The organism is Shewanella litorisediminis (assembly GCF_016834455.1).
In the GTDB taxonomy this organism is placed as follows: domain Bacteria; phylum Pseudomonadota; class Gammaproteobacteria; order Enterobacterales; family Shewanellaceae; genus Shewanella; species Shewanella litorisediminis.
In genome coordinates, this window is sequence record NZ_CP069213.1 from 3,440,713 (window position 1) to 3,455,922 (window position 15,210).

Here is a 15,210-nt window from a genome sequence, read left to right on the forward strand (position 1 = left end):
GTTGCCGCTATTGCTGCCGGCAGCTGATTACCCGGGCAATCAGCGCCCACAACGACTTGTTTTTGAGTATAGTCAGGCGGATTCGCCGTCGGTCTCAAGTTCCTGTATCAGTTCCCGCACCAAATCGGCGCCGTCATCAAACTGGTAGCCTGCCACCATTTGGCTGACAGGTTTAAGCCTCTCCCAGAGCCCCGGCGCCACTTGTCCAGAGAGGGACTCCAGCGCCGAAACGGCGCCCGCATCGGCGTCCTCGAGCTGGGCCACCAGGGTATTGAGCGCCTCTTTGAGGTCGTCCGTGGACAACTGCTCACCGCGCTCGCCTGACGGCTCGTCAACCCCTGCGTTCATCCAACTCTCGATGGCGGCCACTATCGGTACAAGGCGGCTTTCCACCGCCACCAATTCGGCTTCACAGGCTTCGCCCGCGGCCAGTTTGGCTTCCAATTGTCTTGCCTCGTCCACTAAGGCTTCGGCGCTGAGGTTGCCAGCCACCCCCTTAAGGGTATGGGCCACACGGACGGCATCCTCCTGCTGCCCCAGCGCCAGGGCCTTACGGATTTTCTTGCCGGCCTGGGCCTGGCTGGCGACAAAGCGCTCCAGAATGCGGCGATAAAGCCGCTCTGAGTTTTGCACCAGTTGCAGTCCGCGGTCGATATCCAGATCTTCATGTTCTGGCCAGCTGGTGAGGGAGTTCACATCCTGCTCTGCGTCTGCGTCAGCGTCTGTCGACACAAGCTCTTTGGCTTCGGGGCACAGGTACTGCAGCAGGGTCTGATAGAGAATTCCCACTTCTATGGGCTTGGCGATATGGTCGTTCATCCCCGCAAGCAAACACATTTCCTTGTCGCCCGCCATGGCATTGGCCGTCATGGCTATCACGGGTAGGTCCGCAAGCCCGGGCAACTTTCTCAGTTCACGGGTGGCCTGATAACCATCCATCACCGGCATCTGACAATCCATCAGCACCAAATCGAAGCGTTGTTGCCCGAGTTTTTCCAGCGCAATCTGACCATTGTCGGCGATGGAGAGCACCACGCCCACCTGCTCCAAAAACTCGCTGGCCACTTCCTGGTTCATCTCATTGTCTTCCACCAGCAGGATGCGCTTGCCCTTAAGTCCGGACAATTGCTGGGCATCCATGGGCTGCGCCTTGCGCCGCACGGGTTTATGGCCCTGACGGCCCAGCGCCGACATGATGCCATCCAGCAACCGGGAGGCGCTGATGGGCTTGGTGATGTAACCATTGATGCCCATCTCCTCCACCTTGTCGATAAATTCACTGTTGGCGTGAGCAGAAACCATCAGGATCAGCGGTGGCTGACTGAGTTCACGCATCCTTGCCGCGGTTTCGGTGCCATCCATCTCTGGCATTTTCCAATCCACCAGGGCGATGCGGTAATCCCGCTGGGCACACTTCTCCAGGGCTTCCATGCCGCTGCGGGCACTGTCAACGGAAAAGCCCATGCTTTGCAGCGTGGTGCGCAGGATGTCCCTGGCGGTACTGTTGTCGTCAACCACCAGCACCGCCATGCCTTCCAGCTCCTGCTCAACATTCAACTGGGCACTTTGGGCCACCTTTACCGACACGGTGAAATAGAAGGTACTGCCGTTACCAAACTGGCTGTCGACCCCTATCTCGCCGCCCATCAGTTCCACCAGCTGTTTGCAAATGGCCAGTCCAAGGCCGGTGCCGCCGTATTTGCGGGTGGTGGAGGTATCGGCCTGACTGAAGGATTTAAACAGCTTGGCCTGCTGCTCGGCGGTGAGGCCTATGCCGCTGTCGCGCACGGCAAACTTGAGCTGCACCTGATCTTCATTGCGGGCCAACTCACTGATAGACAACATGACTTCACCGCGCTCGGTGAACTTGATGGCGTTATTCATCAGGTTAATCAGCACCTGTCCGAGGCGCAGCGGGTCCCCTTCAAGATGGGTCGGCACGCCGGGCGCCACCGAGAACAGCAGCTCCAGCTGCTTATCGGCCGCTTTCACCGAGAACATGTCGCCGAGATCTTCCAATATGGTATCCAGCTGGAAGGGCACCACTTCGATATCCAGTTTTCCGGCTTCAATTTTCGAGAAGTCGAGAATGTCGTTGATGATGCCGAGCAGCGATTTGGACGCCCGCTCGATTTTTTCCACATAGTTGCGCTGCTTTCTGTCGAGCTCTGTCTGCAGGCAAAGCTGCGACATGCCGATGATGGCATTCATGGGGGTGCGGATTTCGTGGGACATGTTGGCAAGGAAATCACTCTTGGCCTGGTTGGCCGCATCGGCCTCTTCCTTGGCGGCCATCAGCTCGTCGGAGAGCAGTTTGAGGCGGGTGATATTGGCGATGCTCATCACCACTGAGCGTTCACCGCCGTCGCCTTCTTCCAGCTCTGAGGCAATCACCGCCATCCACATCAGCTCGCCATCGCCATCGAGCATACGCCACTCGCCGCTCACACTGCCCTGCTCGCTCTCGGCCAGGGCCTGATACAGGCCGGTGGCAAGCTCTCTGTCGTCGGGGTGCATCAAATCCGCCAGCTGCTTGCGCTTTAAGGTGTCGCTGCTTATGCCCAAATCGCTGACGAACTGGCCGTTACAATCCTTGATAGTGCCCCTGTCATCCAGGTTCACAATGCCAATGCCTGCGTTATCGAACAGCGCCCTGAAGTGGGCCTCACTCTGGGCAAGTTCGGTTTCCATGCGTTTACGGCCGCTGATGTCCATCAGGTAGCCGTTCCACACCAGGGCATCCTGCTGCTTGCTGCCCCGGGCGCCCGCCTCTAACCAACGCAGTTCGCCGGAAGGGAAATGGTATCTGAAGGCCTTGGTCCACTGCATGCCCTGGCGGCCAGCGAGCATCTGAATGATATCGCCCCTGTCTTCCTCCACGATGCGCTCTGCCACCAGCTCAAAGTTATCCAGCACCTCATTGCGGTGGAAACCCAGGGTTGCCATGGCCGCGCTTGAGAGGAAGGTAAAGCGTCTGTCCCGCTCGCTGCGCCATACCAGCTGGTAAACCGTGCTGGGCACGGACTCGGTAATGGTTTCCAGCTGCTCCCGGGATTGTTCAATTCGTTCCTGGGCGAGCTTACTTTCGGTGATGTCGTTCAGGCTGCCGTCAAACCACACGGGATTCCCGTCGTCATCGTAGCTGGCCTTGCCCTTTTCATGGACCCAGCGAAGACTGCCATCCCTGTGGCGGATGCGGTATTCCACCTCGAACGCATGCTGCTCGGCGAGGGCGCCGGAAATCGTCTCATCGCAGCGTGCTCTGTCCTCATCGAGGATAAGGGAGCCGAAGCTGCGTTTTTTACTTTCAATAAAGTGCCAGGCGGGATAACCGGTCAGCTCCGTGATGTTGTCGCTGACATACTCCATGGTCCAGGTGCCATTAATGCGGGTGCGATAGACAGCACCGGGAATATTGGACACCAAACCGCGAAAGCGGCTTTCGCTTTCGCGGATTTGGCGCTCGACCGCCAATTGCTCGGTCAGATCGCGAATGGATGCCGCCACCTGACGCTGGCCACGGCTGTCGACGGGCAGCAGGCTCAGGCTAATCTGCACCGGGAAGTGCTGGCCACCACATTTGACTGCATGCAGCGGCTTGCCACTGGCCATCATTTTATCTGTGCCGCCTTCAGTAAAGAGCAGGCGCTTACCCTGATGGCCATGACGCTCATCCTCGGGAATAAGCGCATCGATATTGAGGCTCAGCATCTCTTCGCCGCTGTAACCGAAAAGCTCCTGGCAACGACTGTTACTGAAGATGAGTTGCCCCGACTCGTCCACTATCAACATGGCCTCAGGCGCGGCTTCGAGTACTGCATTGGACCAGGCTGCTGCGGAAAACTGCTCTGTCACATCGTTAAACAGCATCTCCACCGATATCAGCTGGCCTTCATCGTCCAAAAGCGGCTGCATAAAGAGGTCCAGCCGCCTCATACTGCCATCGGCAGCGGCCATTTCCACCTGGTGGGGAGGCACGGCTTCACCCCGCAGTGCCATCTCCATAAATTGCCAGTTTTGCTCGTTAATGGCATTGCTGGAAAACAGCCTCTGATACTTGCGTTTAAGTACGTCCGGCGGGATCCCCAGCACCTTTTCGACCCCCGCGCTGACCTGATCTATGTTGCCTTCGGGTGTCATGGAGCAATAAAAAGACTTGTCGCTCATGCCATCTATCAGGGTGGCAAAACGGTTACCCCGGGAGTCGAGCAGCGCCTGCTCCCGCTCTTCCAGCACCTCGGCCATCTCGTTGAATTTATGGCTTAGGGTGGCAATTTCCCGCACCACGCCTTCGGGTTTCTGCAGGCGTTTAATCAGTCCCTTACTGAAATCCACAATGCCGGTTTCGAGGGCTTCCAGAGGCTCGGTCAGCCGCTTGGCGCTGTAATAGCTGGTCACCAGCAGGAGCAGCGCCAACACCAGGAGGCTAAGGGTTAGCGAACTGAAACCCGCCAAAAACGTCTCAACCAACTGGGTTTGCGGTGTGATAACCAACACCCGCCATGACAGTGGCGACACCCTGGCGATACTGGCGAGATACTGAACGCCGTTTAAGTCCGTCAGTGCAACTTCACTGGCATCGCCCCCAAGTACTTTACTGGCCGCGTCCTCGCTGACATCGTCTTTTATCAGCCAGTCGCCCAGAGTGGCGTTTCGGGCAAGATTGTTGTCAGGATGATAAATAAGTGCGCCATTGGCATCGAGCACCAACAGCTTCTTGGGATCGATGCCAAGACGAATGGGCAGACTCGACAGGGCGAGATCTGTGGTCACCACCCCCAGCGGGGCCTCATTGCCGAAGGGCTGAGAGAAGGTGATCATCTGAATATTGCCGGCACCATCGTCATAGTAGGGGGGAGTCCAGTACCCCTTGGGACGTTTGAGGGCTTCAGTCCACCAATCCCACTGGCCGCTGGTGTAATCGTAAGCCTCTTTGCCTATGTCCAGGGTGGCGACAGTCAGGTCCTGACGAAACACATAGGGGGCAAATCGTTCCTGCCCGGGCAAAAAACCGGGCACAAAGGCAATGGCCGAGCCATAAAAACTGTCATTGCGCGCCAGCCGGTCGGTGAGCAATTGATACAAAAAGGGAGCTTTTTGCAGCTGGGCCTGGGCATCAAGATGCCCAAGGGTAAAGGCGAGGGTTTGAGTGTCCTGTTGGGCCAGGGTCAGCTCAAATTCGAGCCGTTTGGCGGCAAACTCCGCTTTTTCGGCCAAGTCAGCAAAAAAGGCTTTTTCCTCGGCCTTGTAGTTCAGCCAACCTGTAACCCCGGATACCCCGGTCATGATGATGATCAGGGGTACGGCTATCTGGAACAGGATCCGACTGCGAAAGGTTGAAAGTTTTTCGGTATTTTCCTGCATGCGGCTGCCTCTGTGACTATATCCCTGTAAACCGGCGAACCCGGCAATGTCGGTCAGACCCGCACTCTTCCCTTCCCGGAAAGGACTTCAGCGGTTTGGCTCTTTCAGTCACTCAACTGATTGAACTTCGGCGAAAAATCAACTGGTCCATTTAACCATTCAAGATACGAACAGACAAGGGAACCCGATCACCTTTTCACCGGTAACTTACCCTGTTTACCCACCGCTTAAAGTCCTTTAAGTGCCATTACAGCTTAACTCACCAGGCCATCTTCGGCCTCTTTTGAACTGCCCACCGGAGCCGGTTCGGCGGCAGGTATAGCGCCTCCCATGCCGGGGGCCCCAAAGTAACGCCGGCTCTCGGCAAGGATGACGCTGCGCAGTCCAATAAGCGCAATCAGGTTGGGAATAGCCATCAGGCCGTTGACGATATCCGCAAGCAACCAGATAAGGTCGAGTTTGATAAAGGCGCCCCCTGCGATAAGCAGCAAAAACACCGACCGATAGAGACCGGCATAGCGGCCTTTGGACAGGTAACTCCAACAGCGCTCGCCATAGTAGTTCCACCCCAGAATGGTGGTAAAGGCAAAGCACACCAGCGCCACTGTCACCAGGTATTGCCCAAGCAGCGGCCCGGTCGCCGCCGAAAACGCCGCACTGGTCATGGCGGCACCGGCACTGTCACCACTCCAAACGCCGGTAATGATGAGCACCAACCCTGTCATGGTGCAGATAATCAGGGTATCGAAAAAGGTGCCTGTCATGCTCACCAGCCCCTGCTCCACCGGCTCCTTGGTGCGTGCAGTGGCAGCGGCAATGGGTGCACTGCCAAGACCGGACTCATTGGAGAACACCCCGCGGGCAATGCCGGTTTGAATCGCCAGTGCGACAGTCGCCCCCAAAAATCCGCCGCCGGCGGCAACCGGGGTAAAGGCTGAGTTCAGCACCAAAGACAGGGCCGGCACTATGGCGTCGTGGAGGCTTACCAGTACCCAAAGGCAGGCCAGCACATAGCCAATGGCCATGGCGGGCACCAGGGTTTGGGCAACCGATGCGATACGCTTAACGCCGCCCAGGGTCACTGCCGCCACCAGCAGGGTCAGGACACAGGCTGTGACCCAGGCGGGCACGGCAAAGGCCACCGTCATGGCATCGCTGATGGCATTGACCTGGGCGAAGGTGCCTATACCGAAAAAGGCCACCCCTACCCCGAAAATGGCAAAGACCCTGGCGAGCCAACCAAGACCCAGACCTTGTTCGATGTAATACATGGGGCCACCGGCGATATTGCCCTTAGCGTCGGTGGTGCGGTATTTGAGCGCCAGCAGGCACTCGGCATATTTTGTGGCCATGCCGAAAAAGGCCGCTACCCACATCCAAAAGAGCGCCCCCGGCCCACCCAGTTTGATGGCGGTGGCTACCCCGACTATGTTACCCGTGCCTATGGTGGCCGAGAGTGCGGTGCAAAGCGCCCCAAAAGACGACAACTCCCCCTTCCCGGAGGCGGGTTTAAAGAGCAGTGACAGGGCAAGGGGTAATTTGACAAGCTGCAACAGCTTTAAGCGAACGGTGAAGTACACGCCAGTACCCACCAATAAACACAGGGTTACAGGACCCCAGACGATAGCGTTCAACTGCGTCAGCAGTGCGTGAAAATCCATAGCATCCTCGGTTATTAAACAAACGACATTAATAAACGGAGGAGGAAAAGAAATGGCTGCGAACCAAGGTGAAATAGACCTGTGGCAAAAGGCCACCCAGGGAGGGCGGTGCAATCATCCTCTCCTCTGTCCTTTTGCCTGAGCGTTTCACCCCAGAGGGGCTTTCGCCTTCGGCGCCCGGTGCTGATTACCATTGGCATCTCTGATGCCAGGGAGTACCTGACCGGATCTCTCCAGAGGCTCGTCCAGTAGCAGTCCACACCAGGTCAATTCCTGGCACCTGAAAGAGTCCTTCGACTTACATCGAAGTTGGCCTCGTCGGTGTGGGGCACGCCCCAACTCTCCTGCTACCTTCATCCGAACGGAACCCGCAGCTTGGCTGCGGGGGAAGCAAGATTGCCAGAAGGATTGGGCACTGGCAACAGGCCACTTGGGAAGCGTGACGCCCATCAAGCTTGTCCACGGCCGTTACCCGTAACTTTTGTTAGTGTTCTGCAATGCCATCCGCCGGCAAATCATCAATCCAAACCTTTAGCATCAATCACTTACAAAAGGCCTCAAGCCGGTTACGACCACAACAAAATCCTTACCCCAAAGTGTGAGCCACTGCCCGGTGAGAAAAGGCCCAATCATTAGAATCTGCGCCCCCTTATTGGAATCAGGTACAAACCACATTGAAAACACCACGGCTCAATCACATCACCTTAGCGCTGGCCCTGGTTGCCAGCACCCAACTCACTGGCTGTATGGGCCAGATGGGGCTCAGCGGCATGCTGACCCAGGGTAACCTCTCGGCAGTGGACAACCGCTATGGCCGCGCCGGCCTGTACATGCTGTTGGCGCCGGTTTATGGTCTCACCGCCACCGCCGACCTATTTATCTTCAACAGCATCGAATTCTGGACCGGCAAAAACCCCATCACCGGCAAGTCACCGGCCCTGGTGGACATGCCCGCCAAAACCATCATCAAGGTCAACGACAAGCTGGATAAGGAACTGACCGATGCGCCGCTCAAGGGCGCCCTGGGGGCCAACAACAGTCAGCAGGTTGAGGATGCACAGTTTGTTGCCATCGATGACAACACCCTGGCCATGTTGGTGCGCCTCGGTGACGGCAGCGAGCACACCATGACCGGCAAGCGCAGCGGTGATGCGGTGGACTTCTTCGTCGATAATCGCTTTGTGACCCGCGTAAGTATCGACGAGCTGAGCGCCTATGCCGCCAACCGCTGAGTCATGGGTTTACCAATAAAAAAGGGCGCCTCGCGCCCTTTTTTATTGTGAGATCAATAGTCGCCGTTCAGCGAATCGCCAGCAGCAGGGCCCCCGGCAATACAAAGAAGCTGCCGACCACATAGGCCATGGCCGCGCTCTTGTTACGGGCGCAGGCACGGGCAAGCGCCTCGGCGCAGCGAACCGGAATATCACGCAGCATTGGCAGGCCGTAAATCAGCACCACGGCAAACACGTTAAAGAGCACGTGCACCAAAGCAACGGTCAGTGCCACCTCGGCAGCACTGCCGGAAATGGCGGTGGCCGCCAGCAGCGCCGTGATGGTAGTGCCAATGTTGGCGCCCAGGGTGAAAGGATAAATCTGCCGGGTACTGAACACACCACTGCCCGCCAGTGGCACCATCAAGCTGGTGGTGGTCGACGATGACTGCACCATCACAGTCACTGCGGTGCCCGACAGAATGCCCGCCACAGGCCCCTTGCCAATGGCACCGTGAAGCATGGCTTTTGCCTTGCCCACCATCACCTGTTTAAGCAGTTTGCCAAGGAAGGTCACGGCAAACAAAATCAGGCTTATCCCCAAGACAATCATGGCAATACCGGCCAACTTACCATCCAGTACCGAGGTAATTTGTTTAATCAGATCCAGCGCCGGCGCGGTCAGGCTCTTCATAAAGTTGTAATCTTTCATGGAGAGGTTGGCATCCAGGGTGAAGAGTTCGGCCAGATAGCGCGCCGCCTTTTCAAGGACACCAAAAGCAATCTCCAGGGGCAGGAAAATCAGCACCGCCATCAGATTAAAGAAGTCATGCACCGTGGATGCGGCAAAGGCGCGCTGAAATTCGTCCTTCGAGCGGATATGGCCAACAGACACCAGGGTGTTGGTAATGGTGGTACCTATGTTGGCGCCCATCACCATGGGAATGGCCACCGACAGTGGCAGGCCACCGGCCACCAGCCCCACAATCACAGAGGTCACGGTGGAAGAACTTTGCACCAGGGCGGTTGCAAACACGCCCAGCAGCAGGGCTACCAGGGGATTATCGGCAAAGGCGAAGATGGCTTTGGCGCCGTCGCTGCCACCGGAAACCAGTTTAAATCCATCGCCGACTGTGCCTACAGCCACCAATACAAGGTAAATCAGGGCAGTGATGGCTATCCATTTCATCACCTTGGTTTGGATTGAAACACGCTCAGCAATTTGATTCATGGCTTTCTCTTGGATTAGGGGAAATCGCGGGCAGTTAACCAGAGTTTTATGACAGAAATGTGTCAGAACGCAGTTTAGTGCCAACTAAAGACCACCTTTTTACAAAGCGATGAACCTTAACCGGCAAGTTATAAAACACCATTAAAATTCACGCTCCTTTACCACAAAGTTCATCAGCAATGGAGCCACAGCACGGGCCCTTCGAGGCGGCGCTCCGGTCGAAGCACGCCATGGCCTGTTAGCACGACCGGTAAATGATGACAGTAACACCTGGGCTTTCCTGATCTTTCCTGCTTGTTTTAGCGTAGTTTTTCCCATAGCAGCAGGTTATCCTTTGACCAGCACATGCCAGCAACACCTGGTAGTGACGGCCGAATTAAGGAGAGGTAATGACGCCGATAGTCGCCATGCAGGAGATAAGCAAGAGTTTTCAGGACGGTGCCGAGCGTCACCGGGTACTGGACAGGCTCACACTGGAAATCCACCCCGGTGAAACCGTGGCCCTCACCGGCCCCAGCGGCAGCGGTAAAAGCACCCTGCTTAACCTGATTGCGGGTTTCGACCATCCGGACGACGGCCAGATCCGGCTCCTTGGCAGGGCCACCGATGCGTTCAGCGCCAAAGACTGGGATAGGTTTCGCCGCCGTGAGCTTGGCATGGTATTTCAGCAGTTTAACCTGCTGGAGCCTTTACATGTGCAGGCCAATATTCACTTTCCCCTCGCCCTTAACGGTAAGCCCTGGGATGACTGGTGCGATACCCTCGCACACCGTTTGGGGCTGACTGAGCTTCTGTCCCGCCAAGTGGACAGCCTCTCCGGCGGTCAGCAGCAAAGAGTCGCCATCGCCCGGGCTCTCGCCCAGCGCCCACCGCTGCTCCTTGCCGATGAACCCACAGGCAACCTTGATGAACACTCGGGCGATGAGGTGATGGCGCTGCTCACCAGCCTCGCCCGTGAGAGCAATACCGCCATCCTGATGGTGACCCACAGCGAGCGCTGCGCCGCCTTTATGCAAAGGCGCTGGCACCTGAGCAGTGGCCAGATAGCCGAGCACCTGATTGACGAACACCAGATTGATAAAGTCCAGATTGATAAAGTCCAAAGTACCGTCAACCCCGGCCAGGGGACGCCACACAACCCGCCGGGTCAGGAATAGGCATGGAGACGCAAGCAGCAAGTACCCACCATGGCCTGTGGCTTAGCCTCAAGGTGTTTGTGGGCCATTACCGCCGGGCGCCACTGCAGGCCGGGGCCATTTTGCTGGGCATTATCCTCTCTGTGGTGCTGCTCACGGCGGTAAAAAGCATCAATGAAAATGCCCGGGCCAGTTACCGGGAAGCCACGGCCCCTCTCTCGGGCCGCGCCGCCTTTAGCCTGCTGCCTGCAGGCGGCGCGGCCTTTCTCAGCGATGACATTTATTTTAGCCTCAGTCGTCAGGGACTTAAGTTGATTCCAAGGTTAAATGGGGTCATCACCGATGATAGTGGCAGACGCTTTTATATCGACGGCATCGACATCATTGCCGCCACGTCGGCGGCCAGGGTGGCCGCATCCGGCGCAGATACCCACACGGCATCGGCCGCACCGGTAAGCCCCCTGTCTTCCGAACTTGACCTGGCGAGCCTGCTCACCGGCGAGCCGGTGTTGCTGCTAAGCCAAAGCCACCTTGAGAAGATTCAGGCCCGGGGCGGAATAACCATTAACGGCGAGGCCATCACCCTGATTGGCCTTGATGACAGCTACGGCCTCGGCAGCACCCTGGTGGCCGACTTGTCCTTTGCCAAGGATGCGCTGCAGGCGTACCACGACTTAAGCACCATAGAAGTGCTGGATAACCTGAGCCTTGCGGCACTGCAGCAGCATTTGCACAATGCCGGCATCGATGCCTCCAGGATTGAAATCGTCGCCGAAGATAACGGTGCGGCGCTCACCGAACTGACCGGCAGCTTCCACCTGAGCCTCAAGGCCATGGGGCTGCTCGCCTTTGTCGTTGGGCTCTTTATCGCCTACAACGGCGTGCGCTACAGCCTGATGAAGCGCACCCGGCTTTTATTGCAGCTGCGCCAGCTGGGTGTGGGGCAGCGGGAACTGCTTGGCGCCCTGACGCTGGAGCTCATGCTGATGGTTAGCCTCGGCGCCGCAGCGGGTTTTATACTTGGCCTCTGGCTTGGTCAGGTGCTTATGCCACTGGTGGCCATGACGCTGGAGCAAATCTATGGCGCGCGCCTCTTGCCCGGCCACTGGCAGCCCGGCTGGTTTATTGAGGCCTTCGGTTTGACCGCAGCGGCGAGCCTCTTTGCCTGCATCCCCCTGATGGCAAGGTTGGTGGCCACGCCGCTCGCCAGCAGTCGTCATCAGGCAGCGAGTCAGGGGTTTGATACCCGAATGCAGCGGCTGCAACTCAAGGTCGCCGCGGCGCTGTTACTGCTTGCGCTGGCAATTACCCTGATGGAACCCGAAGTCAGCCGCTATCTTCGCGAGCAGCAGCTGCCGCGACTCCTGCCGATGTATAGCCTGGGACTTATCGCACTGGTGACGCTGTCAGCGCCACTGCTGTTACCCAGCCTGCTTGCCAGGCTACCCGCGCTGCTCACAGGATTTGGCCTCTTCAGACCGGGGCTGTCCCACTATTTGGTTGCCGAGCTTAAAGTGCTGGCGCCCCCCATGTCGCTGGCCATGATGGCCATGCTGCTGGCGCTGTCGGCCAATATCGCCATGACCACCCTGGTGGGCAGCTTCGAAGGCACCCTGAAGGTTTGGCTCAACCAACGGCTGCATGCCGATATTTACGTGAGGCCCGGTGACAGTCGCATGCAGGAGGTGATGACAAGGCTTGAAGGCGACCGCCGCATCAGCGCCAGCTACCGCCAGTATTCCAGCCCTGCGGTGCTCACAGGCCCGGGTAACAGCGAGACCCGCTTTCGGCTGCTGGCCCGGGACAGCATTTCAGTGCGGGAAACCAGCACCCTAAAGACATTCGATTCGGCACTGTGGCAAGCCATGCAGCAGGGTGGCAACCACATTCTGGTCAATGAACCCATGGCACTGCGGCTCAATATTCAGCTTGGGGATACCCTGGATGTCGCGGTTGGCGGCCAACGCCTGAACCTGATGGTTGCCGGTATTTTTTACGATCACGGTAATCAGCAGTTTGAAACCATTATCGAGGAAGACTTATGGCTTGGGCTTGGGCTATCCCCCATTCCCATGAGTCTGGCGCTGAGCTGCGGCAAATGCGACGCCGAGCTTTTGGCCAATGACCTTGCCAGCGAGCTTGAGCTGTCCCGCTCACTGATTTTCAGTCAGCAGAACATCAAAAAAATTGCCATCACCATGTTTGGCCGCACCTTTGAAATCACCGCAAGCCTGGGCACCCTCACCCTGCTCGTGGCCTCCATCGGCCTCTTTTCGGCGCTGTCCATGCTCTCCGCCAGCCGCGAAAATACGCTGGCGCGGCTGCACGCCCTCGGGGTGAGCCGCCGCGAGCTGCTTTTTATGAGCGCCGCGCAAATGTTGCTGATGGTGCTTGCCACGGCTCTGCTCGCCGTGCCGGTGGCCTGGATACTCGCCTGGCTCTTGATCCACAAGGTGATTTTGCTCTCCTTCGGCTGGAGCCTCACCATGGACTGGCAGTGGCTGCCTGTGCTTACCGCCATTGGTGCAGCCCTCTTATCCGCCTCACTGGCACTCGCCTGGCCCCTGTGGCGCCAAAGCCGCCGCCCGCTAATCCGCAGTTTGCAGCAGGAGGCGAACTGACATGACCTTAGCCATAAAAATCAAACTCTTGCCCCTGATGGCACTGGTGTTATTGCTCGCAGCGGGCTGTGACAAAACCGGTGACAATCAGCGGCATCCTGCCGCTGCCACCTCAGACACAGCGGCCCCCGGCATGGGTGAGCTGATGGCGGGGGATCTTGCAGGCTTCGACAAGGTCATCAGGGGCAAGGCGCTCACTTTCCCTGCCGACCACGGCCCCCACAATCATTTTCGCCAGGAGTGGTGGTATCTCACCGCCAACCTTAAAACCGCCGGCGGCGAGCCTTTGGGGCTGCAGTGGACCCAGTTTCGGGTGGCGCTTAAGCCGGAACCAGAGGCTGCGGAACAGGCCGGCGCCAGCAATAGCGAGGCCACAGGTCAAAACGCATCAGAGGGCAGCTGGCAAAGCAGGCAGCTGTGGTTTGCCCACGCCGCCGTTACCCGACAGCACAGCCATGTGGCTACCGAGCAGTGGTCCCGAGGCCACAGGCAACTTGCAGCTGCCGGGGGCAAGCCCTTCTCGGTGCACCTCGCCAACTGGCGCTGGCAATCCCAAACCGATGCCCTCTTTCCCGCAAGCCTCACGGTGGAAGCGGTGAAAGGCGAAGCGTCGCCCGCTTATCGCCTCACGCTGTCCAGCCAGTCGCCACTGCAATTACAGGGAGATAGGGGCTACAGCGCCAAGAGCTTCGATGCGGGGCTGGCATCCTATTACTACTCGGCACCTTTTATCGATATCGAGGGCGAGGTGTTGCTCGATGGGGTGTGGCAAAAGGTCAGCGGCCAGGGCTGGCTCGACCGCGAATGGAGCAGTGCCTTTTTGGGGCTGGCACAGCAAGGCTGGGACTGGTTTGCCCTGCGTCTCGACGACGGCTCGGCGCTGATGCTGTTTCAGCTTAGGGAGCAAAACGCCACATCCTTCACCCATGCCAATCGCATGTGGCCCGATGGCCGCAGCCAGCAGCTCGAGGTGATCTCAATAACGCCAAACGAATATCGACAAGGCTATCCGGTTACGTGGCAGCTGAGCCTGAAAGACAGCCTGGCGGGCAACCCCGAGGCAAGCGGCCAGATTAATCTTAAGGTTGAAGCCCTCAACGGCGACGCCCGCATGCAGCTCAGCATGCCATATTGGGAAGGCCCGGTAGAGGTCAGCGGCAGCTTCAGTGGCGAAGGCTATATGGAGCTGACGGGGTACTAACGAAAACCTTCTGCAGAATGAAGCGCCTATCATGTTTGGGAGGCGGCGCAGCTATTTGCCATACTATCGCGCTATTCTGTGATTCAGTCGGCTGTCCCTTAAGCGGTAAATACTTTAGGGTAAGGGCAACAACAAACAGGGCGGGTTCTTGCCTTTGGCTTTGGCCTACAGGAACTGGCCCTCAACACAGGAATACCCAATGTCTGAAGAAACATCTGCTACCGAGTCTGCAACCGCCTCCGATAGCCAAAACGCCTTTTACGCCCGCGCCACCGAGATGATTAAGCTCGCCAATCAGCAAAACCAGGATCCCGCTATCAAAACCGGCGAGATCAGCGCTTCTTTCATGTGGGCAGTCGCCCGCTACAACGCCTGGTTTGGCTCCACCAGTTTTGAGACCCAGGAGCAAATGCAGGCCAAGAAGCAGGAAATGCTCGACTACTACATGGAGCGATATAAAGAGATGCTCGAAGCCAACCTCGATGACTATATCGAGAACTTCGACCACTACAGGGCAACCCAGAAGTAGGGAGGCTGATGCCCCAGCCGGCTCTGGTCTTATTTTGGCTTTGGTGCCATATGTCGGCCTGGGCTTCGAAGCCTTCCAGGCTTCACCGGGGCAAGGGGCTTTGCTCGTCCAAAGCCCCTTGCAACCCAAAGGACGCCCCGACGAAGCCGAGCACTTTGGATTTTTGGGCTGAAAACGGACACCGCGACCGATTCGCTCCCAGCTCAACGGTCGCTGCCTCGATATCCCTATCTCTGCTTGCCCGTTTCACTCAGCC

Annotated in this window: 8 protein-coding genes and 1 riboswitch; of the genes, 5 read left to right on the forward strand and 3 right to left on the reverse strand. The window is 57.8% G+C overall.

From position 1 onward, the window contains the following. Positions 1-72: 72 nt before the first annotated feature. Entirely contained in the window at positions 73-5,364 is a 5,292-nt protein-coding gene (locus tag JQC75_RS15185; RefSeq protein WP_203324877.1) for a PAS domain S-box protein, read from the reverse strand. Positions 5,365-5,618: 254 nt separating this feature from the next. Next, positions 5,619-7,025 (reverse strand): alanine/glycine:cation symporter family protein, encoded by a 1,407-nt coding sequence (locus tag JQC75_RS15190; protein WP_203324878.1) that lies wholly within the window; start codon positions 7,023-7,025, stop codon positions 5,619-5,621. Positions 7,026-7,141: 116 nt separating this feature from the next. Further along, a riboswitch (glycine riboswitch) is annotated at positions 7,142-7,272 on the reverse strand. 499 nt (positions 7,273-7,771) lie between these two features. On the opposite strand from JQC75_RS15190, the gene JQC75_RS15195 reads away from it, so the two are divergent. Further along, complete coding sequence (locus JQC75_RS15195) at positions 7,772-8,257, forward strand: DUF3332 domain-containing protein (RefSeq protein ID WP_203327244.1); 486 nt, start codon at positions 7,772-7,774, stop codon at positions 8,255-8,257. A gap of 67 nt (positions 8,258-8,324) precedes the next feature. On the opposite strand, the gene JQC75_RS15200 is transcribed toward JQC75_RS15195, so the two are convergent. Further along, the gene (locus JQC75_RS15200) at positions 8,325-9,467 is read right to left on the reverse strand and encodes a Na/Pi symporter (protein ID WP_203324879.1); all 1,143 of its coding nucleotides are present in this window, start codon (positions 9,465-9,467) and stop codon (positions 8,325-8,327) included. A 389-nt stretch (positions 9,468-9,856) separates the two neighbouring features. Here JQC75_RS15200 and JQC75_RS15205 point away from each other — a divergent pair, with 389 nt between their 5' ends. From JQC75_RS15205 to JQC75_RS15220, 4 genes are all read left to right on the forward strand, one after another. Next, a complete protein-coding gene (locus JQC75_RS15205; RefSeq protein WP_239002024.1) occupies positions 9,857-10,624 on the forward strand; it encodes an ABC transporter ATP-binding protein in 768 nt (255 codons plus the stop codon). Between the two features lie 2 nt (positions 10,625-10,626). Continuing rightward, positions 10,627-13,224, forward strand: coding sequence for an ABC transporter permease (locus JQC75_RS15210; protein WP_203324880.1), 2,598 nt, complete (start codon positions 10,627-10,629; stop codon positions 13,222-13,224). A 1-nt stretch (position 13,225) separates the two neighbouring features. Then, positions 13,226-14,425, forward strand: coding sequence for a lipocalin-like domain-containing protein (locus JQC75_RS15215; RefSeq protein ID WP_203324881.1), 1,200 nt, complete (start codon positions 13,226-13,228; stop codon positions 14,423-14,425). A gap of 199 nt (positions 14,426-14,624) precedes the next feature. Continuing rightward, positions 14,625-14,954, forward strand: coding sequence for a DUF3144 domain-containing protein (locus tag JQC75_RS15220; protein WP_203324882.1), 330 nt, complete (start codon positions 14,625-14,627; stop codon positions 14,952-14,954). Positions 14,955-15,210: the final 256 nt, after the last annotated feature.

What these genes read in the sequence shown, in the direction of transcription:
- JQC75_RS15210 (WP_203324880.1), top strand. Translation starts at nt 10,627, where the DNA reads ATGGAGACGCAAGCAGCAAGTACCCACCATGGCCTGTGGCTTAGCCTC.
- JQC75_RS15220 (WP_203324882.1), top strand. Translation starts at nt 14,625, where the DNA reads ATGTCTGAAGAAACATCTGCTACCGAGTCTGCAACCGCCTCCGATAGC.
- JQC75_RS15205 (WP_239002024.1), top strand. Translation starts at nt 9,857, where the DNA reads ATGACGCCGATAGTCGCCATGCAGGAGATAAGCAAGAGTTTTCAGGAC.
- JQC75_RS15185 (WP_203324877.1), bottom strand. Translation starts at nt 5,364, where the DNA reads ATGCAGGAAAATACCGAAAAACTTTCAACCTTTCGCAGTCGGATCCTG.
- JQC75_RS15190 (WP_203324878.1), bottom strand. Translation starts at nt 7,025, where the DNA reads ATGGATTTTCACGCACTGCTGACGCAGTTGAACGCTATCGTCTGGGGT.
- JQC75_RS15195 (WP_203327244.1), top strand. Translation starts at nt 7,772, where the DNA reads ATGGGCCAGATGGGGCTCAGCGGCATGCTGACCCAGGGTAACCTCTCG.
- JQC75_RS15200 (WP_203324879.1), bottom strand. Translation starts at nt 9,467, where the DNA reads ATGAATCAAATTGCTGAGCGTGTTTCAATCCAAACCAAGGTGATGAAA.
- JQC75_RS15215 (WP_203324881.1), top strand. Translation starts at nt 13,226, where the DNA reads ATGACCTTAGCCATAAAAATCAAACTCTTGCCCCTGATGGCACTGGTG.